This is a genomic window from Nocardia altamirensis NBRC 108246, assembly GCF_001612685.1.
Taxonomy (GTDB): domain Bacteria; phylum Actinomycetota; class Actinomycetes; order Mycobacteriales; family Mycobacteriaceae; genus Nocardia; species Nocardia altamirensis.
This window is the reverse complement of the sequence record NZ_BDAY01000025.1, coordinates 49293-70850: the sequence shown is the minus strand read 5'-3', so window position 1 is coordinate 70850 and position 21558 is coordinate 49293. Positions and strand designations below refer to the sequence as shown.

Sequence of the window (21558 nt, the reverse complement as noted above, 5' to 3'; positions counted from 1 at the left end):
ATTGTTCGGCAATGATATTGAATGTTAAGACTTCACTAAGATTGTTTTCCTGACGCCGTGTACTGGGCCGTGTCGCTGCTGCGCCACGGCGCGCGAACGGTCGTCGATCAGAGCGTCTCGGTGACCTTCATCAGTCCACGCGGCCGGTCGGGATCGCCGCCGCGCGCGATCGCCAGATGCAGCGCGAGCTGTTGCAGGGGAAGGATTTCCACCAGCGGCGACAGCGGCTCGGGAATGCCGGTCGGCAATGCGACGCCCGCCGACAGTCCCGCGATCGCGTCGGCGGCGCCGACGCCGAACACGTCGGCACGCAGCTCCGCGAGCCGCGCCAGCACCGGAGCCATCGCCCGCCCGCCCGCACCGTCGGGGACGATCGCCAGCACCGGGACCGAGGGGTCGACGGTGGCCAGCGGTCCGTGCAGCAGATCCGCGCCGGAGAACGCCTGCGCCGAAAGGTACGACGTCTCCATGAGTTTCAGCGCCGCCTCGCGCGCGGTCGGATACGAGTAGCCGCGCGCGGAGGTGATCAGGCGCTGCGCGAACCGGTACCGCTCGGCGGTGGCGGCCAGCGTTGCACCGGACTCGAGCACCTCAGCGCCGAGCGCGGGCAGTTCGGCCGTGCCCGCGCCGTCCCCGCCCCGTGCGTAGTCGAGCAGGAGATACAGCGCGAGCAGTTCTGCGGTGTACGACTTGGTCGCCGCGACCGCGCGCTCCGGACCGGCCAGGACGTCGACGTGGATCTCGGCGGCGGCCGCAAGCGCGGAGTCCGGGTTGTTGGTGAGCGCGACGGTCAACGCCCCCTGGCGGCGCGCCACCTCGACCGACTGCACCAGGTCGGGCGAGCCACCGGACTGACTCACCGCGATGAACAGCACGTCGCGCAGATCCGGTGCGCTGTTGTAGATCGTCATGGTCGACGGCGAGACCAGCCCTGCGGGCAGCGCATGGTGGATCTCCACGAGATACTTGCCGTACAGCGCCGCGTGGTCGCTGGTGCCGCGCGCGACGAACAGCACGAATCGCGGTTGGTACGCGGCGATTCGCGCGGCGGCGGCGCGGATCGCGTCGGTGCCCTCGGTGAGCAGTCGCTGCCAGGCCGCGGGTTGTTCGGCGATCTCGCTCGCCATGAGCACGCCGGGGTTGTCTTGCTCCGTCATTCCACTCCTCGATGTCAAAGTCTTATCCAGCCCCGCGAAGGCGGCCTATCCGGACAGTGCGACCGCGTCACGGTCCAGGAGTTGCGCCGCCAACCGCAGCGCGCCATGGACCGGGTCGGCATCAAGCACTCGCATATCGTCGATACCGCGCGCGGCGAGCGTCCTGCGCAGCTCGTTGTGCACCAGCGGCTGGTTCACCGCCATCCCACCTGCGACGATCACCGGTCCGCGGCACGACAGCCGGTCGGCGACCGTACCGACGAGGTCGGCCAGATCGGCGACGGCTTCCTCGACGATCGCGCGGCCGGCCGAATCGCCCGCCTCGGCCAATTCGACGACAACGCTGGCGCGGCGCGCCCAATACCTGCGGTCGGTGTGGTTGTAGAAATGGTCGAGCAGTTGTTCCGTGGAGCGTAGCCCGCACTCGGCGGCCATCGCCCGACCGAGCCGGTCCGCGGGTTCGCCGCGGTCGACGGCGGCCAGCGCACGGCACACGGCCGCGCGGGCCATCGCGTAACCGCTGCCTTGGTCACCGAGCAGATATCCCCAGCCACCGGCCCGCGCGGTCCGGCCGTCGTGCCTGCCCCAGGCGACCGAACCGGTGCCCGAGATGAGCGCGACACCGTCATCGACGCCTGCCGCCGCGAGCACGAGTTCGCTGTCGTGCACCACGCGAATCATCGCATCGGGCAGCCGTTCCGCGAGCAGATCCCGCAGTCGGGCACAGCCTTCCGGAGTATCGGCGCCCGCCGCGCCCGCGCACACGGCCTTGACGCCGTAGGCGCCGACTCGTTCGAGAATGGCATCGAGTTGGCGGCCTGCCTCGTGCACGCCGACCGAGGCCACGTTGGCGCTGCCTGCCCGCGCCTCGGCGACGGCGACGCCGCCCTCGGCGCGCACCGCCATCGTCTTGGACCCGCCGATGTCCAGGCCGAGCGTGGTGGTCACGAGCGCACCTCCTGGGTGGCCGCTGCGGTGCTCGGCGCTTCCGGCCAGCGTCCACCGTTGCCCCAGTAGTGCTGGATCTCCTCGAGCTGACGCCCCTTGGTCTCCGGCGCCAATTTGTAGACGAACGCGAATCCCGCCACCGCGAGCACGCCGAAGACCATGAATGTGCCTGCACCGCCGAGGGATTCGAGCATCGTCAAGAACGCGCCCGCCACAATGGCATTCGCGACGAGGTCCGAGGTGAGCATCGCGCTCGAGCCCGTCGAACGCAGCCGCGCCGGGAAGCTCTCGCCTGCGTAAACCCAGACCAGCGCACCGAATCCGAAGGTGAAGCCGACGGTGAACAGCAGCACCCCGAGGAACCCGAGCACGGTCAGCACACCACCGAAATCGGAGCCGGCCAGGAATACCGCGATGAGCAGCACGTTGGCCGCGATCATCATGCCGATGCCGGACAACAGAATCGGTCTGCGCCCGACCCGGTCGACCAGCACCAGCGCAACCAGCACCGCAGCCAACGCCGCGACCTGAACCAGCGCGGGCAGCACGAGGAGCGCGAAATGGCCACGGAAGCCCATCGCCTCGAATAGTCGCGGGCTGTAGTAGACGATCGCGTTGATGCCGGTGATCTGGATGAAGAAGCCGAGTCCGACGACGAACACGGTTGCCCGCAGGTACGGCTTGCGCAGCATCTCCCGCAGCGCGGCGCCGCCGGATTCCTCGCGCAGGCCGCGTTGGATTTCCGCGAGTTGGACGTCGGTGTCGAGCTCGGGTTCCACGCGGCGCAGCACGCGGCGCGCCTCGTCGATGCGGCCCTTCATCACATACCAGCGCGCACTGTCGGGCAGGCGCAACAACAGCACGGTCGTGAGCACGGCGGGGACGGCGGCCAGCCCGAGCATCCACCGCCAGCTCTGCGAACCGGCGAGCAGGTACGCGGCGAGATAGCCGATGATGATGCCGATCACCGTCGCCATCTGATACGCAACCAGCAACGCGCCGCGGACCCTGGTCGGCGCGGACTCCGCGACGAACACCGGCACAACGACCACCGAGATGCCGATCGTGATGCCGAGCGCGAAGCGGGCAGCCACCAGCATCGGCAGCGCCGTCGACAACGCACCGAGCAGTGCGAACGCACCGTAGGTCGCCGCGACGAGCACCATCGACTTCTTGCGGCCGATCCGGTTCGCGAGCACACCGCCGCCGATCGCGCCCGCGATCTCGCCGATCACCACCGCGGTGGTGAGCAGCTCCTGCTGCCGGGTGGTCAGGCCGAATTCTTCGGTGATGAACAGCAGCGCGCCTGCGATGTTGGACAGGTCGTAGCCGTAGATCACCCCGACGCTGGCGGCCGCGACACCGACCAGCACCCCCAACCGGGACGACGCCCGTAGCTCGGCCACGAACTGCATGTTTCTTCGCCTCTCACCGTTGATCAGGGAAGTAATTGGTGTACACCAATTTGCCGGTGACGAGATTGGCATACGCCAATTCCGGCGTCAACTCGGAGGCGGAGCGGTAGGTTCTGCGGCATGGTTAACGCCGCCGGGATCGCTCCGGAAGTCATGCAGCCGCATCCGCGGTATTACGACACCAAACTGGCCTTGCGCAGGCTCATCGGCACGATGGAATCGTCCGCCGCGCTGCCGCCGGAGCGCGTGCTCGCCGACCAGCTCGCGACCTCGCGCACCACGCTGCGCAAAGCGCTCGCCGAACTCGCCGCCGAGGGTCTGCTGCGGCGTGTCCAGGGCAGCGGCACCTTCGTCGCGCCGCCGAAAGTCGTGCACCTGCAGCAGTTGACGTCGCTCACCGACGATCTCAATGATCAAGGGCTGCAGGTGAGTTCACGCATCCTCGCGCTGACCAAGGTGCCCGCGGACGAGATCGTCGCCGAGCAGCTCGCCATCATGCCGGGCCACCGGATCCACCGCCTCGAGCGACTCCGCTCGGTCGACGGCGAACCGTTGGCCATCGAGATCGCCCACCTCGCCGATCGGCTGCCGAACCTCGCCCGCCGCCTCGCGGAACACGGCTCGCTGTACGCGACCCTGCGCGACTGCTACGGCATCGAAGTCGCGGCCGTCGAGGACACTGTCGAAACCGCCCTCACCACCCCCGACGAAGCGAACCTGCTCGGCGTCGCGGTCGGATCCCCGACCCTGCTCATCCAGCGTCGCGCCGCCGACCCCACCGGCCGTGCCATCGAATGGACCCGATCCGTCTATCGCGGCGATCGCTTCCGGTTCGTCGCGCGCACGTGAGAAATCCGATCCCTTGATCGGGCGAGACCGACCGCGGTGCCGGACGCGCTCGCGACGGCACCGCGGTCGAGTGTTCAGTAGACCCGGTACATGCGGTGATCGAAGTGGCCCTTGGAGAGTTCCGCGTATCCGAGGATGACAAGCCCGTTGACCCAGGTGTAGTTGGGGTCGGCCGTCTCGAACTTCGGCGTCATGCGAATGTAGCTTTCCTCGAACGGAATTCGTTCGCCGTCGGCCAGCCGTTTGCGGCCGTCGGGCGGGAAGACGGCAACGCCGCGCGATTCGTAGTGGATGAAAGCGCCGTCGTCCGTGCGGAGGGTCGCGTGCACGTCCAGGCGGCCGATGCCGTCGCTGCCGACGGTCGCCCAATCGCCGCCGCCGGGGAGCAGGCTCCCCTGTAAGCGGGGACCGGTGAATCGGCCACCCTTCACGATGTAGGTGAAGCGCGTACCCACCGGCGTGCCGATGATCTGCGTCGGCTCCAGATCGATGCTGAGATCGCAGAGGTGATCGACGGGCGCCGCGTCGATGAGCGCGCGTTCGAACAACGGTGCGCCGACGTCGGTGGTCATGCCTGGCCGCCGAATGCTGCTCGCGCCTGGGCGAAGTCGAAGTAGGTGTCCTTGCGGGAGACGAGGCCCTCGGACACCTCCACCACGTCCAGGCATTGGAAGCCGCGGCGCTGCCCATCGGCGGCGTCGAAAGTCAGCGTCCAGTCGAGTACCCAGTGCGCCGGTCCGAACAGCAGCCGGTGCGTGTCGCAGCCCAAGTTCGGATAGAGGTCCAGAATCCCGGCGAAGGTCTGCCGCAAGGCATCTCGTCCGGTGATGACGTCGGTGCGTCCGTGCGTCTGAAAGCGTGCGTCGGCGGTGTGCATGGCAACGATGGCATCGACGTCGTGCGACGTCCAGGCTTCGAGGTACTGCGCAGCGAGCGCGGTGAGGTCGAGAGTTCTTGCTGTCATGGCGAATCCTTCGGTGCTGATGCGGTGCTACGCATACGACCGTATTAGATACGGTCGTATGCGTCAATACGGTCGGTCGTATGTTCCGATACGATCGGACGTATGTCTCGATCAGGTGATGCCCGTCGTTCGTTGGTCCTGGACCGTGCCGTGCACGTCGCGTCCAGCACTGGGCTGGAGGGCCTCTCGCTCGGTGGTTTGGCCGAGGCGCTGCAGACCAGCAAGAGCGGAATCCAAACGCTGTTCGGCACCAAGCAGGACCTTCAGCTCGCGATCGTCGAGGCGGCGGTGGGAGTCTTCGATCGGCACGTCCGGCAACCTGCACAGTCGGCGACCGACGGGCTGCCACGGCTGCGTGCGCTGCTCTCGGGCTGGTTCGACTACCTCGAAATCTTCGAGGGCGGTTGCCTTTTCGTTGCGGCCGCCAGCGAGCTGGACGGACGGACCGGGCCGGTGCGCGATGCCATCGCCCGTGCCGTCGAGAACGGCTACGCGCTGCTGCGGCGAGAGGCCGAACTCGCAAGACGGTTGGGTGAACTACCGCCCGACACCGATATCGAGCAGCTTGTTTTCGAGTTGCACGCGCTGCTGTTGCAGGCCAACCACGATCGCCAATTGTTCGGCCGCGGCGACGCGATCACTCGCGGATGTCGCGCCGCCGAACGTCTACTCGATCGGCAGTGATCGTCCGTTGCCGTGCTTGACTGCCGCCGCGTAGCCGGGAGCGGGTGCGGCGAAGGCTGCGGCACCGGCCAAGAGCAGCAACGGGATTCGCCCGTCGTGGCTGGTGCCTTGCCTCGGCTCGATGCCGCCGGTGTTTGGTGCGACCGGGGCCAACGGTGCGCTGCACGGCCAGCCGGGGTGCAGCTGCTGCCATTCCGCGCAGGGGTCGGCGGCGGCGGTCGGTGTGGCGAGGGCGGCGAAGCCGAGGCCGACGCCCGCAGTCACGGTCGCCAGGATGGCTACGACTGACCGGGTGACGCTCATCGGCCGGGGCGGCCGGTCTTCATGCGCGCGTAGAGGATATCGACGCCCCACCAGGTCAGGCGGCCGGCGAGGGACATGTAGAGGAAGAAGGCCAGGTAGACCAGAATCGCGCCGTAGTCGTCGGCCCATCCTGGCACCCGATCCAGGTGCGCGAAGGCCGCGAGCAGCATGAAGAAGCCGACGGCGCAGGCAACCGGTGCGAGTGCGACGTCGCCGGACGCGGTCTCGGTTCTGGCCATCTGGTTCATCCTCGTCGTGTCGAGTCGGTATGGAACTCGGCTCTTGTGATGTCTCGTGCTCTAAGGAGAACCGTACAGCTAACTTTTGGCAAACGGTAGGTTGTCTGCGGGCCGGTCGCGGTCGTTCGTGCACCGCCCTGACACCGAATACCTGCAGTTCGGAGGCGGTATTCGAGGATTCGGGGGCGCATCTGTGGTGTGCGTCACTCGGGATTCATTGCCCGGCGCGATCGGTTTCCGCAGTCAATGGAACGCGTCGTCGTCGACTACTTGCCGCACTCTCTCGAGTGCCTGGCGGGTGATGGTCTTAGGCTGCGTCTATCAGGCTGAAAGGACACCGCCATGCACATCGCGATCCTGACCTTCGAGGGATACAACGAGCTCGATTCGCTGATCGCCCTCGGCGTTCTCAACCGAGTGCGGCTGCCCGGCTGGCAAGTATCGATCGCCAGCCCGACGCGCACTGTCCGGTCCATGAACGGTGTGGTGATCGAGTCCATGGTCGACCTCGAAACAGCCTGTGCCGCAGATGCTGTCATCGTCGGTAGTGGCGCCAAGACCCGCGAGGTCGTCGAGACCCCCGCCATCATGGACGTGCTGGGAAACCTGGATCCTGCCCGCCAGTTGATCGCCGCCCAATGCTCCGGTGCGCTCGTCCTCGCCAAGCTCGGCCTGCTCGACGGCATCCCCGCCTGTACTGACCTCACGACCAAGCCATGGGTGGTCGCGGCCGGAGTCGAGGTCCTCAACCAGCCCTTCTACGCAGAGAACACCATCGCCACCGCAGGCGGCTGCCTCGCCTCGCACTACCTGGCCGCCTGGATCATCGCCCGCTTGGTCGGCCGCGAAGCCGCCGAAGACGCGATCCGCTACGTCGCGCCGGTCGGCGAAAAAGAAGACTACGTCGCCCGGGCGATGAACAACGTAACTCCCTATCTTCAAACCACTTTCACCACCGTTTAGCGGCGAGACACCGCCTAGCTGCAATCGGTGGCAAGGGCCCACTTGCGGTGTCCGGCGACCTCGTCTCCGGAGAGTTTGAAGCCGGTCTTGGTGAATTCCCAAGTGAGCAAAGCGCCTTCGAAGTTGCCCGCCGGCCCCCGCAGGTTGATCCGGCGGCCGCGGCTGGCGAACACGACCGTCGTGCCGTCGGTGGCGACGCCGTCGATCTGCGGTCCGTCCCCGGTCCAGCCGCATCGAGTCAGGATGAAGGTGTTGCCTGCGCCGTCCACATTGCTGACGGCCATGCCATGGTCCGACAGCAGGATCGGATTCGCGGCGGCTTCCGTCGTCGGCGCCGGGTTCACGGCGGCAATCGGCACCGCTGTCGTTCCGGACGGAGTGGACGGCGTGGTGGAATCACAACCTGAACAGCCAACCAGCACCAGCGAAACGGTGGCCGCGGCGGCGGCGTTCTTCATCACGAGCTCTTCTCCGTCCGGCGACCAGGGCGCGAGCTCGCAATGACAACTCCGTCGAGGGCCGAGCCGAACCGGTGACAGCGGCAGCCTACCGCTCCGTACCCGTCGATGTGCGAATCACGTTGATCTGCTCGCTATTTCGCGGATTGCCGAAGTCTGGCGAGGTTGGGCCCGCCAGGTCGAGCCTGGTGGAGCGTTCGGTGCACTGCATGCAGGTGCGGGTGCCGACGATACGTTGGTAGGCGTGGTCAGAGAACAGATGCTCCGCTGTGTCGTCGCCGCTGTCCGGTCCGGCTCGGGGACGGCGGCGGGCCGATGAGTGAGTCTGAGGCGTTCGACCGGCTGCGGCCGCTGCTGTTCACGATCGCGTACGAGATCCTCGGTAGTGCGGCTGACGCCGAGGATGTGTTGCAGGACAGCTATCTTCGGTGGCGTGATGTGCACCCGGACGAGGTAGCGCACCCGCGGGCATACCTGGTGCGGGTTGTTACGCGGCAGGCGCTGAATCAGTTGCGGTCGGTGCGGCGCCGTCGCGAAGATTATGTCGGCACCTGGTTGCCGGAGCCGATCCGGACCGAACATGACGCCAGTCACGATGTGGTGCTTGCCGAATCGGTGTCGATGGCGATGCTGCTCGTGCTGGAAACGCTCGGTCCGACCGAGCGGGCCGTGTTCGTGCTGTCGGAGGTGTTCGGCCACAGTCTTGTCGAGATTGCCGACATGATCGGCAAGACGGACAGCACGGTGCGCCAGATTGCGCACCGTGCCAGACAACACGTGCAGGCCAGGCGTAAGCGCTACGAGCCGGACGCGGAAACCAGCCGGGCGGTGATCGACCAGTTCCTGCGGGCGGCCCGCAACGGTGATGTGCAAACCCTGATGGATGTGCTCGCGCCCGACGTGGTGCAGCTCTCCGATGGTGGCGGCAAGGCCACCGTGGCAGGCCGTCCGGTTGTCGGTGCCGAGCGCGTCGCCAAGTACCTCATCGCGCTCGCCCAGAACGGCATGGCGGGCATGGATGTCGAGTTCGGCAGTTTCAACGCGCTACCCGCCCTGTTGGTCCGTTCCGGCGGACAGCTCGATTCCGTCCTGCTGATCGAACTGTCGGGAGATCGGATCACCCGGCTGTACGCGGTGCGCAATCCGGACAAGCTTGGTGGTGCGGAGGTGCTGCGCACCCTCGACCGAAGCGATACCTGAGGGCACACAACGCCTTACGCGTGGCGGGACACGTGATGGAGACCACACGACCGGATGTCACGGTCTCGGAGGGAGCGGTGTCTCAGAGGACGTCCGCATCAACACCCGAAGGAGCATCGTCATGAACGCCTTAATCGTGTGCACCTCTGTGTCGCATGGCAACACGAAGCGAGTCGCCGACATCATGGGCGAGATTCTGCACGCCCGCGTCGTCGAGCCGGAGCGCGTCGACCCCGCCGAGCTTGCCGACTACGACCTGGTGGGATTCGGCTCGGGGATCTTCAACATGTCCTTCCACCCGCGGCTGCGCCAGTTCGTTCAGTCGCTGCCGCCGGGTACGCGCGGCAAGGCGTTCGTGTACGCCACCAGCGGCCTTCCGCAGCCGCCGGTCAAGCCGTACCTGCGTCAAATGGCCGGGTTGCTCGAGCGGAAGGGCTTCGAGGTGGTCGACACGTTCTCGTGCCGCGGGCTCGACACCTGGCTGCCGTTCAAGATTGTCGGCGGGGTCAGCAAGGGGCATCCCGATGTCGCCGATTTCGCGGCGGCACGCGCGTTCGCGGTCGGGTTGCGAGCACGCATCAGCGCGGTTTCCTGAGTTTCTGAAATATAAATCCCTGCACGAACATTGAGTGTCGTGAAATGCCGGGCGCGCCGCCCGGCAGCAAGGGTCGGCAAATGCCGAAATCGCGATCCGCATCGAATGTTCAAGTGGGAAAATAGACTTCGATCTTCACCGTTGCTTCAATCCTGATATGTCGCGTCTGCTCGGAACAGCACTGGCCATCGCGCTCATCGGGCTGATCGGTCCGGCGCCGGTCGCATCGGCGAATGCGCCCGCCGAAACCTGCGCGGTGCAATCGAAACCGTCCGGCAAAGTGCTGCAAGGATATTGGGAGAACTGGGACGGCGCGTCGAACGGCGTCCATCCGCCGTTCGGCTGGACGCCGATCACCGACCCGCGCATGGCCCAGCACGGCTACAACGTGATCAACGCGGCGTTCCCGGTCATTCGTTCCGACGGTACCGCGCTGTGGGAGGACGGGATGGACCGGACCGTGAAGGTCGCGACCCCGGCCGAGATGTGCCGGGCCAAGGCGGCGGGCGCGACCATCCTGATGTCGATCGGCGGCGCGACGGCGGGCATCGACCTCAGCTCGCGCGTGGTCGCCGACCGGTTCATCGCGACCATCGTGCCGATTCTGCAGACCTACAATTTCGACGGCATCGATATCGATCTCGAAACCGGGCTCACCAGCGACGGAAACATCAACAAATTGTCGACCTCGCAGGCCAACCTCATTCACATCATCGACGGGATCCTGGCCCGAATGCCCGCGAATTTCGGCCTGACGATGGCGCCCGAAACCGCCTATGTCACCGGTGGCAGCGTGGCATACGGTTCGATCTGGGGCGCCTATCTGCCGATCATCAAGAAATATGCCGACAACGGCCGCCTGTGGTGGCTGAACATGCAGTACTACAACGGCAGCATGTACGGCTGCTCCGGCGATTCCTACTCTGCGGGCACGGTCGCAGGCTTCAAGGCGCAAACGACTTGCCTCGACAAGGGTTTGGTCATCCAGGGCACGACGATCAAAGTCCCCCTGGCCAAACAGGTTCCAGGCCTGCCCGCCCAACCAGGCGCGGGCGGCGGCTACATGGCGCCGGCGCTGGTCGCCGAGTCGTGGAACGCCTTCGGCGGCGCGTTGAAGGGCCTGATGACCTGGTCGATCAACTGGGACGGTTCGAAGAACTGGACCTTCGGCAACAACGTCAAGGCATTGCAGGGCCGCTGATCACCGAAAGGCGCGGTGCGCCAATACTATCGGCGCGTCCCGTGCGCGGCGGGCAGCAGCAGTTTGTTCAAGAGTGCGGCCGCGGCGGCCATCAGTAGCACGGCATCCAGGTAGTGGCAGGCCATCGCGCCCAGATAGGTCGGCCCACCCCAGGCGTTGACGGTGAAGTTCGGGTCGAGCCCGCCGAGTATCTGCACGCCGACCCGGAACGGGCCGAACACCAGCATGGCCAGGGGGAGCACCCCGAGCAGCAGGCGAAGCAGGGCAGTCGGGTGCCGCAGGATCGACGCGACGGTGTTGGCCAGTCGCCGCGCTGCCGTGGGGCCGAGGGGAGCGAGCAGCATGAGTAGCACGGCATCGGCGCCGCGCCGACGCACCATGACGGTGACACCGACGGCGGTGAGCAGGAGCAACGCGATATGCGGGGCCCACGCGGCGGTTCCGCCGACATACGGCGCGCGCTGCGGCGACCGGTCGAGGTAGGCCAGCCCGCCGACCACGATGCCCGCGCTGAGCGAGGTCGCGGCAATGGTGACCAGCGGCCAGGAAAGGAGGGAGTCGGATTGTGCGCCAAGCGATCTCGGCTTGGTTCGCGCAGCTGTGTTCATGTCCACCACTGTGGTCCGCCGACCAGGGCGCTGTCGTCATCCCGAGGCCGCGAGATCGCCGACCGCCACGGACGGACACGGCCGGCGCCGTCCGACTTGCGGATGACGTGAACCAGCGACCTCAGCGCGATGTTTCCGCAGGCCCGGTTGGTTACCGTCGGCATCATGGCGATCACTACCAAGCCGGAGACCACCCGAACGACACCGTGGTATCAGCGACGCATCGCACGTCTGCACGGGGAAGGCCTCGGGCCGGACGGCGTAGATATCGGCATCGCCGCCGCTTGCTTCGTGGCGTTCACGGTGCCCGAGTTGTTCAGCGGGACGACCGGACACGGATCGCTGCCCGCGATGGCGTTGTTCGGCGCCGCCGCGGTCCTGCCGCTGCTGGTCCGGCGCCGCTGGCCGGTCGCGGCCGTGGTCGCGGTGACAGTCGTGTTGGGCCTGGCGACGATCGCCGGGGTTCGCTTCACCCCGTGGGTGAGCAACACCGGGCCGGCCTTGGGTGTCGCGATCCTCACGCTGGCCAACCAGCGATCCCGGCGGGACTCCTTGCTGGTCACCGGTGCAGCGCTCATCGCCCTTTACGTCTGCGGTCTGCTCGGCACGCCTCTGCACCCGAATCAGGACCAGGACTTCGTGCAACTGCCGATCGCCGCCGTGGGCTGGCTTGCGGGCGATATGCTCCGAACCCGCCGCGACTACCGGGAAAGCCTTGCCGCGCAACAGCTTCGCCGAGCCGCGGCGGAGGAGCAGCGGATCAGGGCCGAAGAGCGGTTACGTGTCTCGCGAGACGTGCACGACCTGATCTCGCACACGCTGAGCATGGTCGCCGTCCGTTCCGGGGTGGCGCGCCTGCTGATCGACGAGCAACCGGGTGAGGCGCGGGAAGCGCTGAGCACGATCGAAACGGCCAGCCGCTCGGCGCTGCGGGAACTGCGGCAGGTCCTTGCCCAGATCAGGGAGCCCGGTCAGCCGGATGAATCCGATGAACCCGGTCTCGCCGAGATCGATGCCCTTGTCGCAGGCCTGCGCCACGACGGTCTGTCCGTGGAGTATCGCGTCGTCGGTGCGCCCGCCGACTACCCGGCGCTGTTGCAGACCACGGCCTACCGCATCGTGCAGGAGGCGCTGACCAACGTCGTCAAGCATGCGAACACCGATCGGGCGCAGGTCGAGATCCGGCATGCCGCGCACGAGCTGACGGTGTTCATCGCCGATGATGGACCGGTGCGGCACCACGACGGACCCGAGAGCAGCGGCTCCGGCCTCGGACTTGTCGGGATGCGGGAACGCGCGTCGCTGTTCGGCGGGCGGCTCGATGCCGGACCGCGACCCGAGGGCGGCTTCGCCGTCACCGCGTACTTTCCGCTCGATGAGGATCACCATGACTGACAGCCCCGACGAGAACCGGATCCGGGTTCTGATCGCCGACGACGAAGCCCTCGTGCGCGCCGGGTTCCGCGTGCTCGTCGATTCCGCGGCGGATCTCACCGTGCTCGGAGAGGCAGGCAACGGCGGCGAAGCGGTCCGGCTCACCCGCCAACTGCGACCCGATGTCGTCCTGATGGACATCAGGATGCCGATCATGGACGGCCTCGAGGCGATGCGGCACATCGCGGCCGGAGGAGCCGACGGCCCGAATGTCCTGATAGTCACAACCTTCGACCAGGACGAGCACGTCTTCCAGGCGCTGCGCAGCGGTGCGAGCGGCTTCATCCTGAAAGACTCACCGCCGGAAGAACTTCTGCACGCGATCCGGGTCGTCGCCAAGGGTGACGCTCTGCTCACCCCGAGCATCACCCGTCGGATGATCAGCGCGTTCGCCCGCCAGCCGACCGCACCCGCCACGCCGCCGGACCTGCTTGCCGCGCTGACCGATCGCGAGCGGGAAGTCCTGGAACATGTTGCGGCAGGCCGATCCAACGCGGAGATCGCGGAAACGCTCCATCTGAGCGTCGCCACGGTCAAGACACACGTCGGACGGCTGCTCACCAAGCTCGCGGTCCGCGACCGCGCCCAACTCGTCGTCCTCGCCTACGAAACCGGGATCGTGATTCCCGGCGCCAACTGAGCGTTACCGCATCGGCGAGTTCCAGCGCCGCGCCAGCTCGTCGAGGCGATCGCGGATTCGTCGAATCCGGTTGTCGGGCGTGGCTTTCGAGGAGAACAGGGAGACCGAGAGCAGGCTCAGTGGTGTTTGGGTCGGTGGGACCGGGGCGTGGCGGAGTACGCCCCCGAGCTCTGCGCCGTATCCCAAATCGACTGCCATGCGGTCGGATCGGTATTCGAAGCGGTCGGCGATCGGTCGCAGCGCGAGCGCCACGACTTCGGGCACCAGCCGGAGTAGCACCGCGGGCGCCAGGCCGATGGTCACCGTGGCCGCCGCGACCGCAGGGAACGCGACGAGGATCCGGCTGAACACGGCCCAGCCGAGGATGAAGACGCGAGATCCCCGCTGGGGCAATCTGCGCGCGACCGCCTCGCCGACGGCGACCAGTCCGAGACCGGACATCAACGCGTGCTCGACCCAGACCACGGGGAGGTTGTAGTGCCGAAAGAGCAACTGCCAGAACACTGCTCGCCCCTGCACCCGTTGCGCTAGCTGATGGACGAGCACGGCTTCCAGCTCCCGAGGGCTGAGCCGCAATGATTCGGGAAATACGGTGAGCATTCGATCCGGCACGACGAATCGCCGGTCCGCTTCTTGCATCCACAGCGTGTAGTCCGCGGCGGGCACGTCCGCCTTGCGTGCGACGTTCTGCCACGCCACCCCTAGGGTGAGTGCTTCCTCGTCGGTCGGCCGCCGTAGCCGAAAGACGCGCGGCAGGCGCTGCGCGCCCCGGAAACACACCACGCTCCACACCGCGCACACCAGAAACCAGATGACCGGCAGCGCGACGGGAGCTTCGCCGCCGATGGTGCGTCCGAGTCCATAGAGCAGCACCGTGATCAAGCCCGCGGACGGTAGCGCACACATCAGCAACACGATCCACGCCCGCACCCGGTCGGTGCCCGACCTTCGGGTAACGGCAGTTCCGCCTGGGTAGGTCGCCTTGGCGATCACTTCGGAGGTCATGCCCGACGGTACAGCGAATTTCGGTCATCCCGCGAAACCGGCGGTGCGCCTTCAGCGGCCGCGAGTGTCGGATTAAGTTGCGCTGAACATGGCCTACTCGACCAGCTTCTCGCTCTTCAACCAGTCGTAGGCGACGTCGGCCGGATCCTCGCCGTCGATGTCGACGCGACCGTTGAGTTCTTGCATCAATTCGTCGTTGAGGTGCTCGGATACGGTCCCGAGCAGCGGTCGCAGTTCCGGATATCGATCGATGACGGCGCCGCGCACGACCGCGGTGCCGCTGTAGGGCAGGAAGAACTTCTTGTCGTCGTCGAGGACGACCAGATCGAGGTTCTTGACCCGGCCGTCTGTGGTGTAGACCATACCGAAGTGGCAGGGTGCGCCCTTGGCCGTTGCGGTGTAGACGACGCCGGCGTCCATCCGAGTGACGTTGCCGGACGGCACACCGTTGGGATCGTTGTAGGGGATCCCGTACTGCTGCAGCATCGGAATGAAACCGTCTGAGCGGCTGAAGAATTCGTCGTCGACACAAAAGGTCCGGTCGGGCACCGGGAGTGCTGCCACATCGGACAGCGACTTCACTTGCAGCCGTTGCGCATTCGGCGTCGACGTGCCGAATGCGTAGGTGTCGTTGAAGTTCGCGGGCGGCAGCCATTCGAGGTCGTGATCGCGCCGCTCGACGTCGTGCACGCGCTGCCACAGCTGCGTCGGGTCGGCGATGATCTCGGTCTGGTTGTGATAGTTGACCCATCCGGTGCCGGTGTACTCCCAGAGGATGTCGGCGTCGCCGTTGAGCTGGGCCTGGCGTGACGAGGCCGAACCAGGCGCTCCGGTCAGGTCTTTGACGTCGGCGCCCGCCGCGGCGAGGTAGGTCGCGGTGATCTTGCCGAGCAGCACACCCTCGGTGAAGCTCTTCGAGGTGACGACCAGCTTCGCGCCAGCCAACGGGCGTTCGCCACCGGGCAGCCGCGCGTCGTGGAATGTTCCGGACGAGCTCACCAGGCCGCAGCCGGTGAGCATCGACGCCGTCACCAGGAGGGCGGCAACCGCGCGTTTCATGCGACACCTCGCGGGGTCGCGGCCAGCTCGACGAGCCTGCCGAGCCAGTCGATGATCAGCGCGAGCAGCCCGACCAGGATCGCGCCGGAGATGAGCAACTTGGGCAAGAAGAGCGTGACACCGGTCGTGATCAGCGTGCCGAGGCTGGTCGCGCCGATGAACGTGCTCAGCGTCGCCGTGCCGACCAGAATGACGAGCGCGGTGCGTACCCCGTTCAGGATCACCGGCACCGCGAGCGGCAGCTCGACCTGGAACAGTGTGCGGGCGCCGGAGAAACCGATGCCGCGCGACGCCTCGATGGTGCGTTGATCCACCTGCCGCAGCCCGACGATCGTGTTCTGCAGGATCGGCAGGATCGCGTACACCACGAGACCGACGATCGCCGTGCGGAATCCGGTGCCGAGCCAGAAGGTGAACAGGACGAGCAGGCCGACCGCGGGCGCGGCCTGGCCGATGTTGGCGACGTTCACCGCGAACGGTTCCAGCCGCCGCAGCGCGGGGCGGGTCAGCGCGATGCCGAGTGGTATCGCGAGGACGACGACGATGAGCGTGGCCACCACGGTCAATTTGATGTGCGCGAGGATCGTGGTCTGCAGGTTGTCCCAGCCAAGTGCCGCTTTCTCCGTCGGCGTGAAGGTCGTCGATCGATACCAGAGGGCGTAGCCGATCCCGAGGATGCCGATGATGATCGGCTCGAACCAGACGTCGAGCGGAACGCGACGGAACCGGTTCATGACTGCTCGTCCGATCCGGGTTCCCCCTCGGCGGCCACCACCGGCGTCGGCGCCGGATCGGTGCCGTCGACGTACGTCTCGTAGGACAGGTCCGCCTCCGCGGAGCGCACGTCGGCGAGCTTGGCCTGGATCGTTTCGGTCACCGTGCCGATGCTGAGCGAGCCGACCACCGCACCGCGACCATCGGTGACCAGCGCGGCGCCCTGGCTGGCGGCCAGCATGGCGTCGAGCGCGTCGTTGAGGGTCGAGGAGCGTGCGACGACGGGCAGCCGCCGATCGAGGAAGTCGGAGACCTCCGGTTTGGTCGCCAGTTCCGCGAGCGACGGCCACGAGCGTGGGCGTCCGTGCTCGTCGACGACAACGACCCAGGTGTGCCCGGCGGCCATCGCGCGGTCCATCACGGCCTGCGCAGGCTCGCCGACGCGGGCGGTGATCACCGTGGCATAGTCGACGTCGCGCACCCGGGACACGGTGAGATAGGCCAGCTTCGCGCCGGACCCGACGAACTCCTCGACGAACGGCGTTGCCGGGTCGGTGAGGATTTCCTCCGGCCGCGCGTACTGCTCGACGTGTCCGCCTTCGGACAGGATGAGCACCTTGTCGCCGAGCTTGGTGGCCTCCTCGAAGTCGTGCGTGACGATCACGATCGTCTTGCCCAGCTCGTGCTGGATCGCGATCAGACTGTCCTGCAAGCGAACCCGGGTGATCGGGTCGACCGCACCGAACGGCTCGTCCATCAGGAGCACCGGCGGGTCGGCGGCGAGCGCGCGGGCAACGCCGACGCGCTGCTGCTGACCACCGGACATGTCCTTGGGCAGCCGGTCGGCGAACGTGCCAGGGTCGAGGCCGACCAGATCGAGCAGGTACTCGGTGCGTTCGGCGATCCGCTTCTTGTCCCAGCCGAGCACGCGGGGGATGGCGCCGACATTCTTGGCGACCGACCAGTGCGGAAACAGGCCGCCGGACTGGATGACATAGCCGATCGACTGCCGAAGCTTGTCCGGGTCTTCGCGGGTGACGTCACGGCCGCCGATGAAGATGCGCCCCTCGGTCGGCTCGATCAGCCGGTTGATCATCTTGAGCGTCGTGGTCTTGCCGCACCCGGACGGGCCGACGAATGCGACGATCGTGCCTGCCTCGATCTCGAGATCGAGGCGCTCGACCGCCGGCTTGTCTTGGCCCCGATAGTGTTTGACGACCGAGTCCAGATTGATGGACGCACCGGTCACCTTGCGGATTGCCGTATCGGTCATTCGAGTCCTTTCGCGATCGTGAGGCGTCCGAGCAGGACGAGCAGCGCGTCGAACGTCAACGCGATGAGCACGATGAGAACGGTGCCGGTCAGCGCCATTTCGAGCGCGTTCGCGCCGCCCAGCCTTGACAGGCCGTTGAAGATCAGCGAGCCGAGACCGGGTCCGAGGACATAGGCGACGATCGCGGCGACGCCGACGATCATCTGGGTGGACACCCTGATGCCGGTGAGGATCACCGGCCAGGCGATCGGCAATTCGACGGTCAACAGGATGCGCCAGCGCGAAAAGCCGATGCCGCGGGCGGATTCGATGACCGAGGCGGGCACCGCGCGCAGGCCGACGATCGCGTTGCCGATCACCGGGAGCGCGGCGAAGAACGCGAGCATGACGAAGGACGGCACGACACCGAGGCCGAACGGCACCAGCAGGAGCGCGAGCAATGCCAGCGAAGGAATGGTCAGCGCGACACGGCTGGAGGTCAGCGAGAGCGCGGCCAACAGCGGGAGCCGATACACCGCAACGGCGATCAGGACCGCGACCACCGTGCCGACCAGGACCGTCTGAAACGCCAGGGAGGCATGCTGGTACGTCAGGAACGCCAGGAAATCTCCCCGGCCTCGGAGGTAGCTCCACAAATTCACGCGGTTCCTCTCGTCGGCGAAGACCAGTCGGTTTGTGCCGGGCGTGAGCCGTCAAAGAGTAATCGACAGCGCACGGTCGATCGGGGAGGGCACGCGGCGGGCGAATCGTCGGATTTGCCCGCTACCAGGCGCGATCGCCATTTCGGTCACGCTGATCCGAACGACACCGATGACTTCGCGGTCGCCGCCCCGTCAGAGGAAGTAGTCGATCGAAGGAGATTTCTGGTGACCGTGTTGTCGAAGCCGCTCGACCGCCGCGATGCGTTCCGGATCCTGGGCGCCGCCGCGCTCGTCGCCGCGGCGGGGTGTAGCGATCGTGGCTCGCCCGCACCGGCATTGGCGGAGCGAGGGCTGCGGGAATTCCGCGACGTGGCAGCGCGCGGCGTCGGGCCGACCACCGTGCCAGGACTCGTCGCGCTGGTCGCCCGCGGCGATGAGGCCCACGTGGCGTCCGCAGGCACGCTGGCCGTCGAATGTCGTCCGGTGCACCGCGACTCGGTATTCCGGATCGCGTCGATGACGAAGCCGATCACCGCGGTGGCGACCCTCGCCGCCGCCGAAGCCGGGCTCTTCCGGCTCGATGAGCCCGTCGATCGATTGCTGCCGGAACTGGCCGACCGCCGAGTGCTCCGCAGGCCCGACGGTCCACTCGACGACACGGTGCCCGCCGACCGGCAGCCGACCATCCGCGACCTGCTTGCCTTCACCTGCGGATACGGAATGTCCGCCGAATTGCTCACCGCCACAACGCCATGGCCGGTGATCGCGGCGGCCGATGCCGCGCGTCTCGGCACGTTCGGTCCACCGGCGCCGCAGGAACAGCCCGATCCCGACGCCTGGATCGCCGCGCTCGGCCGCCTCCCGCTGCTTGCCCAGCCCGGCGCCCGCTGGCTCTACAACACCGGCTCGTCGATCCTCGGCGTCCTCTTGTCTCGCGCGCACCACGAACCCTTCGCCGACGTCCTGCGCCACCGGATCTTCGAACCACTCGGCATGCGCGACACCGCCTTCTGGGCATCCGACACCAGCAGGCTCGCCACCGCGTACCTGCCGACACCGAACGGACTGACCGTGATGGACACCCCGGACGGCGCCTGGTCGAAACCGCCCGCCTTCGGTGACGGTGCGGCCGGACTGGTTTCGACCGTCGACGACATGTTCGCGTTCTCCCGCATGCTCTTACGCGGCGGCGCTCCCATCCTGTCCGCGGCATCGGTGCGCGCCATGACCACCGGCCAGCTCACCCCCGAGCAGCGCGCCGCAGGCGGCCTGGACCCGGACTTCTTCACCGAAAACTCCTGGGGCTATGGTGTTTCGGTCAACCGAGACGGCGCCTACGGCTGGTTCGGCGGCTTCGGCACCTCCTGGCTCGCCGACCCACGCCACGACCTCACCGTCCTCGTTCTCACCCAGCGGGCCCTCGACGGTCCGGGAACGCCCCAACTGCACAAGGACTTTCAGGCGGCAGCCTATGCGGCAGTGCAGTAAGCGTCGGTCCGCAGCCGGTGCGGCAGTGCAGTCTGTGCCAGAAATCCCGGTGTGGAGCCGCGAGCGGGTTGGATCGGCGGTCACTCGAACCACCGCCTCGTTTCGGCAATGACAGCACCGGCCGGTCGGCGCGGCCTGCACCGTGGCCGCTATGGCCCGGCTAGCCGCACCAGGCCTTCGAAGGCGACACGCACGGTCTGCCGACGGACCTCGTCGCGGTCGCCGGGGAACTGTCGTTGCTCGGTCACCACCTCATCGCCTGCACACCAGGCAAACCACACCGTGCCCACCGGCTTTTCCGGAGACCCGCCGTCCGGACCGGCGATGCCGCTGACCGCAACGGTGAACTGGGCGTCTGTCGCGGCCTTGGCGCCGCGGGCCATCGCCTCGACGACCTCGCGGCTGACCGCGCCGACCTGATCGAACAGTGCGGCGGGCACGCCGAGCTGCCGGGTCTTCTGCCGATTGGAGTAGGTGACGAAGCCTGCTTCGAACCACCGCGAGCTGCCGGGGATCCTGGTTATCGCCTCGGCGATGCCGCCTCCGGTGCACGACTCGGCGGTGGCGACCTGTGCGCGCAGTGGCCGCAGTCGGGCACCGAGTTCGGCGGCCAGTGCGGTGATCTCATCCATCCGCAACGATGGTACTCATCGGGTCGCCGGAGCTGAGCACAACAGTGGGTATCAGAGGCCGACGAGTTCGGCGGAGCGATCCCAGACTTGTTGCTGGAGGGCCGTATTCGTACGGGCGCGCACGGTGGGCAGGAAGCGGAGGCCGGGGGTCGAGGTGAAGAAGCGGCCGGTGGTGTCGGCCAGGTCGGCATCGAGGACCAGGCGAATGCCCATGCGGGCACCTTGGTCGGGTCGCCGGATCAAGGGGCTGGCGGATGCGGTGCGCGCGGCGGCGGTGAGCAGGCGACTGTCGCGCACCAGACCGCTGGATACCGCGCCGGGACAGAAGGCGTTCACCGTGACCTGTGTTCCGGCAAGACGTTTCGCCAATTCCTGGGTGAACAGGATGTTCATCAGCTTCGACCGTGCGTAGACCGGAACGGAGCCGACGGTGCCGTGCGTCAGCGGGTCGGACAGGCGGTCGACATCGACGCCGAGCGCGCCGCGGTGCGCCTCGGAGGCGGTGACGACGATGCGGGACGGCGCAGCCGAGTGCATCTGGGCGAGCAGCAGATTGGTGAGCAGGAACGGGCCGAGATGATTGGTGCCCATCATCAGCTCATAGCCGTCGGCGGTGCGGTCGGCGGCGAAGGCGTGAATGCCCGCGTTGTTGATCAGGGTGTCGATCTTCGGGTGGCACGCCGAGATCTCGGCGGCGGCTGCGCGTACCGAGGTGAGGTCGGCCAGGTCGCCGCGAACGTAGGCCAGCGTGCCGGTGGCGCCGTCCTGGTCGGACAGCTCGCGAATCACCTGCGCCGCCTTGGTTTCGTTGCGGGCCAGGATGGTGATATCCGCGCCGCGGCGGGCCAGCGCTCTGGCGATCTCCTTGCCGATGCCGTTGGTGGCTCCGGTGATGACGATCTGCTTTCCTGCGATCGAGCGTTCCGGATAGCTGGACATGTGCCCTCCTCGCGACGAAAGACGAAGTTCCCCAGGCGAATACCGGTCTGGACCCCGACTCGTTCGCATCGATCAAATGTCAGCGGCATCCAAATGTCAATGGCATCTGGATGCCGCTGGCGCGCCGCTCGGCGTGTCCCGCTATGGTC

At 67.1% G+C, this 21558-nt stretch carries 25 protein-coding genes; 9 read left to right on the top strand and 16 right to left on the bottom strand.

Annotated elements, in window-relative coordinates; translation table 11 throughout:
* Nucleotides 1-107: 107 nt before the first annotated feature.
* The 3 genes from NA11_RS16110 to NA11_RS16100 form a co-directional block, all read right to left on the bottom strand.
* The gene (locus NA11_RS16110) at nucleotides 108-1127 is read right to left on the bottom strand and encodes an SIS domain-containing protein (protein WP_218023322.1); all 1020 of its coding nucleotides are present in this window, start codon (nucleotides 1125-1127) and stop codon (nucleotides 108-110) included.
* Between the two features lie 75 nt (nucleotides 1128-1202).
* The gene (locus NA11_RS16105) at nucleotides 1203-2105 is read right to left on the bottom strand and encodes an N-acetylglucosamine kinase (protein WP_069162702.1); all 903 of its coding nucleotides are present in this window, start codon (nucleotides 2103-2105) and stop codon (nucleotides 1203-1205) included.
* Nucleotides 2102-3520: a sugar porter family MFS transporter gene (locus NA11_RS16100; protein WP_069162701.1), complete on the bottom strand. Its 1419-nt coding sequence runs from the start codon at nucleotides 3518-3520 to the stop codon at nucleotides 2102-2104. The genes NA11_RS16105 and NA11_RS16100 overlap by 4 nt, the downstream gene beginning before the upstream one ends.
* A gap of 120 nt (nucleotides 3521-3640) precedes the next feature.
* Here NA11_RS16100 and NA11_RS16095 point away from each other — a divergent pair, with 120 nt between their 5' ends.
* Nucleotides 3641-4369 (top strand): GntR family transcriptional regulator, encoded by a 729-nt coding sequence (locus tag NA11_RS16095; protein WP_069162700.1) that lies wholly within the window; start codon nucleotides 3641-3643, stop codon nucleotides 4367-4369.
* 74 nt (nucleotides 4370-4443) lie between these two features.
* On the opposite strand, the gene NA11_RS16090 is transcribed toward NA11_RS16095, so the two are convergent.
* On the bottom strand, nucleotides 4444-4941 hold the full coding sequence (locus NA11_RS16090) for a DUF3237 domain-containing protein (RefSeq protein WP_069162699.1): 498 nt from the start codon (nucleotides 4939-4941) through the stop codon (nucleotides 4444-4446).
* Nucleotides 4938-5333 carry a nuclear transport factor 2 family protein gene (locus NA11_RS16085; RefSeq protein WP_069162698.1) on the bottom strand — a complete coding sequence of 132 codons (396 nt, stop codon included), beginning with the start codon at nucleotides 5331-5333 and terminating at the stop codon, nucleotides 4938-4940. Before NA11_RS16085 ends, NA11_RS16090 begins: the two co-directional genes overlap by 4 nt.
* Nucleotides 5334-5435: 102 nt before the next feature.
* Here NA11_RS16085 and NA11_RS16080 point away from each other — a divergent pair, with 102 nt between their 5' ends.
* The gene (locus NA11_RS16080) at nucleotides 5436-6017 is read left to right on the top strand and encodes a TetR/AcrR family transcriptional regulator (protein WP_069162697.1); all 582 of its coding nucleotides are present in this window, start codon (nucleotides 5436-5438) and stop codon (nucleotides 6015-6017) included.
* Here the strand turns inward: NA11_RS16080 and NA11_RS16075 are convergent.
* Nucleotides 6000-6281, bottom strand: coding sequence for a hypothetical protein (locus NA11_RS16075; RefSeq protein WP_141717609.1), 282 nt, complete (start codon nucleotides 6279-6281; stop codon nucleotides 6000-6002). The two genes, NA11_RS16080 and NA11_RS16075, sit on opposite strands and share 18 nt — an antisense overlap.
* A 35-nt stretch (nucleotides 6282-6316) precedes the next feature.
* Nucleotides 6317-6559 carry a hypothetical protein gene (locus NA11_RS16070; RefSeq protein WP_141717608.1) on the bottom strand — a complete coding sequence of 81 codons (243 nt, stop codon included), beginning with the start codon at nucleotides 6557-6559 and terminating at the stop codon, nucleotides 6317-6319.
* A gap of 342 nt (nucleotides 6560-6901) precedes the next feature.
* On the opposite strand from NA11_RS16070, the gene NA11_RS16065 reads away from it, so the two are divergent.
* Entirely contained in the window at nucleotides 6902-7522 is a 621-nt protein-coding gene (locus tag NA11_RS16065) for a DJ-1/PfpI family protein (protein WP_069162694.1), read from the top strand.
* A gap of 14 nt (nucleotides 7523-7536) precedes the next feature.
* Here the strand turns inward: NA11_RS16065 and NA11_RS16060 are convergent, their stop codons facing one another.
* Entirely contained in the window at nucleotides 7537-7983 is a 447-nt protein-coding gene (locus NA11_RS16060) for a hypothetical protein (protein ID WP_218023317.1), read from the bottom strand.
* Nucleotides 7984-8295: 312 nt separating this feature from the next.
* On the opposite strand from NA11_RS16060, the gene NA11_RS16055 reads away from it, so the two are divergent.
* The 3 genes from NA11_RS16055 to NA11_RS16045 all read left to right on the top strand — a co-directional run bounded on the left by NA11_RS16055 (nucleotide 8296) and on the right by NA11_RS16045 (nucleotide 10976).
* The gene (locus NA11_RS16055) at nucleotides 8296-9180 is read left to right on the top strand and encodes an RNA polymerase sigma-70 factor (protein WP_069162692.1); all 885 of its coding nucleotides are present in this window, start codon (nucleotides 8296-8298) and stop codon (nucleotides 9178-9180) included.
* Between the two features lie 121 nt (nucleotides 9181-9301).
* On the top strand, nucleotides 9302-9775 hold the full coding sequence (locus NA11_RS16050; protein WP_069162691.1) for a flavodoxin family protein: 474 nt from the start codon (nucleotides 9302-9304) through the stop codon (nucleotides 9773-9775).
* 157 nt (nucleotides 9776-9932) lie between these two features.
* Nucleotides 9933-10976, top strand: coding sequence for a chitinase (locus NA11_RS16045; RefSeq protein ID WP_069162690.1), 1044 nt, complete (start codon nucleotides 9933-9935; stop codon nucleotides 10974-10976).
* Nucleotides 10977-11002: 26 nt separating this feature from the next.
* Here the strand turns inward: NA11_RS16045 and NA11_RS16040 are convergent, their stop codons facing one another.
* Nucleotides 11003-11584, bottom strand: coding sequence for a hypothetical protein (locus tag NA11_RS16040; protein ID WP_084654658.1), 582 nt, complete (start codon nucleotides 11582-11584; stop codon nucleotides 11003-11005).
* A 165-nt stretch (nucleotides 11585-11749) separates the two neighbouring features.
* On the opposite strand from NA11_RS16040, the gene NA11_RS16035 reads away from it, so the two are divergent.
* Entirely contained in the window at nucleotides 11750-12979 is a 1230-nt protein-coding gene (locus tag NA11_RS16035) for a sensor histidine kinase (protein WP_069162734.1), read from the top strand.
* The gene (locus NA11_RS16030) at nucleotides 12972-13658 is read left to right on the top strand and encodes a response regulator (protein ID WP_069162689.1); all 687 of its coding nucleotides are present in this window, start codon (nucleotides 12972-12974) and stop codon (nucleotides 13656-13658) included. Before NA11_RS16035 ends, NA11_RS16030 begins: the two co-directional genes overlap by 8 nt.
* A gap of 3 nt (nucleotides 13659-13661) precedes the next feature.
* Here NA11_RS16030 and NA11_RS16025 read toward each other — a convergent pair whose 3' ends face one another.
* The 5 genes from NA11_RS16025 to NA11_RS16005 form a co-directional block, all read right to left on the bottom strand.
* Nucleotides 13662-14663, bottom strand: coding sequence for a M48 family metalloprotease (locus NA11_RS16025; RefSeq protein ID WP_069162688.1), 1002 nt, complete (start codon nucleotides 14661-14663; stop codon nucleotides 13662-13664).
* 93 nt (nucleotides 14664-14756) lie between these two features.
* Nucleotides 14757-15722, bottom strand: a complete 966-nt coding sequence (locus NA11_RS16020; RefSeq protein WP_069162687.1) for a glycine betaine ABC transporter substrate-binding protein — start codon at nucleotides 15720-15722, stop codon at nucleotides 14757-14759.
* Nucleotides 15719-16456 carry an ABC transporter permease gene (locus NA11_RS16015; RefSeq protein ID WP_141717607.1) on the bottom strand — a complete coding sequence of 246 codons (738 nt, stop codon included), beginning with the start codon at nucleotides 16454-16456 and terminating at the stop codon, nucleotides 15719-15721. Before NA11_RS16015 ends, NA11_RS16020 begins: the two co-directional genes overlap by 4 nt.
* Nucleotides 16453-17709 (bottom strand): ABC transporter ATP-binding protein, encoded by a 1257-nt coding sequence (locus tag NA11_RS16010; RefSeq protein ID WP_069162686.1) that lies wholly within the window; start codon nucleotides 17707-17709, stop codon nucleotides 16453-16455. Before NA11_RS16010 ends, NA11_RS16015 begins: the two co-directional genes overlap by 4 nt.
* Nucleotides 17706-18350: an ABC transporter permease gene (locus NA11_RS16005; protein WP_069162685.1), complete on the bottom strand. Its 645-nt coding sequence runs from the start codon at nucleotides 18348-18350 to the stop codon at nucleotides 17706-17708. The genes NA11_RS16010 and NA11_RS16005 overlap by 4 nt, the downstream gene beginning before the upstream one ends.
* Nucleotides 18351-18575: 225 nt before the next feature.
* On the opposite strand from NA11_RS16005, the gene NA11_RS16000 reads away from it, so the two are divergent.
* Nucleotides 18576-19838 carry a serine hydrolase domain-containing protein gene (locus NA11_RS16000; protein WP_218023316.1) on the top strand — a complete coding sequence of 421 codons (1263 nt, stop codon included), beginning with the start codon at nucleotides 18576-18578 and terminating at the stop codon, nucleotides 19836-19838.
* Nucleotides 19839-19987: 149 nt separating this feature from the next.
* Here the strand turns inward: NA11_RS16000 and NA11_RS15995 are convergent, their stop codons facing one another.
* Nucleotides 19988-20470, bottom strand: a complete 483-nt coding sequence (locus NA11_RS15995) for a CinA family protein (protein ID WP_069162684.1) — start codon at nucleotides 20468-20470, stop codon at nucleotides 19988-19990.
* Nucleotides 20471-20521: 51 nt separating this feature from the next.
* Entirely contained in the window at nucleotides 20522-21409 is an 888-nt protein-coding gene (locus NA11_RS15990; protein WP_069162683.1) for an SDR family NAD(P)-dependent oxidoreductase, read from the bottom strand.
* Between the last annotated feature and the right edge of the window lie 149 nt (nucleotides 21410-21558).

What these genes read in the sequence shown, in the direction of transcription:
- NA11_RS16085 (WP_069162698.1), bottom strand. Translation starts at nt 5,333, where the DNA reads ATGACAGCAAGAACTCTCGACCTCACCGCGCTCGCTGCGCAGTACCTC.
- NA11_RS16095 (WP_069162700.1), top strand. Translation starts at nt 3,641, where the DNA reads ATGGTTAACGCCGCCGGGATCGCTCCGGAAGTCATGCAGCCGCATCCG.
- NA11_RS16070 (WP_141717608.1), bottom strand. Translation starts at nt 6,559, where the DNA reads ATGGCCAGAACCGAGACCGCGTCCGGCGACGTCGCACTCGCACCGGTT.
- NA11_RS16040 (WP_084654658.1), bottom strand. Translation starts at nt 11,584, where the DNA reads ATGAACACAGCTGCGCGAACCAAGCCGAGATCGCTTGGCGCACAATCC.
- NA11_RS16035 (WP_069162734.1), top strand. Translation starts at nt 11,750, where the DNA reads ATGGCGATCACTACCAAGCCGGAGACCACCCGAACGACACCGTGGTAT.
- NA11_RS16100 (WP_069162701.1), bottom strand. Translation starts at nt 3,520, where the DNA reads ATGCAGTTCGTGGCCGAGCTACGGGCGTCGTCCCGGTTGGGGGTGCTG.
- NA11_RS16025 (WP_069162688.1), bottom strand. Translation starts at nt 14,663, where the DNA reads ATGACCTCCGAAGTGATCGCCAAGGCGACCTACCCAGGCGGAACTGCC.
- NA11_RS16050 (WP_069162691.1), top strand. Translation starts at nt 9,302, where the DNA reads ATGAACGCCTTAATCGTGTGCACCTCTGTGTCGCATGGCAACACGAAG.
- NA11_RS16080 (WP_069162697.1), top strand. Translation starts at nt 5,436, where the DNA reads ATGTCTCGATCAGGTGATGCCCGTCGTTCGTTGGTCCTGGACCGTGCC.
- NA11_RS15990 (WP_069162683.1), bottom strand. Translation starts at nt 21,409, where the DNA reads ATGTCCAGCTATCCGGAACGCTCGATCGCAGGAAAGCAGATCGTCATC.
- NA11_RS16020 (WP_069162687.1), bottom strand. Translation starts at nt 15,722, where the DNA reads ATGAAACGCGCGGTTGCCGCCCTCCTGGTGACGGCGTCGATGCTCACC.
- NA11_RS16045 (WP_069162690.1), top strand. Translation starts at nt 9,933, where the DNA reads ATGTCGCGTCTGCTCGGAACAGCACTGGCCATCGCGCTCATCGGGCTG.
- NA11_RS16065 (WP_069162694.1), top strand. Translation starts at nt 6,902, where the DNA reads ATGCACATCGCGATCCTGACCTTCGAGGGATACAACGAGCTCGATTCG.
- NA11_RS16055 (WP_069162692.1), top strand. Translation starts at nt 8,296, where the DNA reads ATGAGTGAGTCTGAGGCGTTCGACCGGCTGCGGCCGCTGCTGTTCACG.
- NA11_RS16015 (WP_141717607.1), bottom strand. Translation starts at nt 16,456, where the DNA reads ATGAACCGGTTCCGTCGCGTTCCGCTCGACGTCTGGTTCGAGCCGATC.
- NA11_RS15995 (WP_069162684.1), bottom strand. Translation starts at nt 20,470, where the DNA reads ATGGATGAGATCACCGCACTGGCCGCCGAACTCGGTGCCCGACTGCGG.
- NA11_RS16010 (WP_069162686.1), bottom strand. Translation starts at nt 17,709, where the DNA reads ATGACCGATACGGCAATCCGCAAGGTGACCGGTGCGTCCATCAATCTG.
- NA11_RS16030 (WP_069162689.1), top strand. Translation starts at nt 12,972, where the DNA reads ATGACTGACAGCCCCGACGAGAACCGGATCCGGGTTCTGATCGCCGAC.
- NA11_RS16110 (WP_218023322.1), bottom strand. Translation starts at nt 1,127, where the DNA reads ATGGCGAGCGAGATCGCCGAACAACCCGCGGCCTGGCAGCGACTGCTC.
- NA11_RS16090 (WP_069162699.1), bottom strand. Translation starts at nt 4,941, where the DNA reads ATGACCACCGACGTCGGCGCACCGTTGTTCGAACGCGCGCTCATCGAC.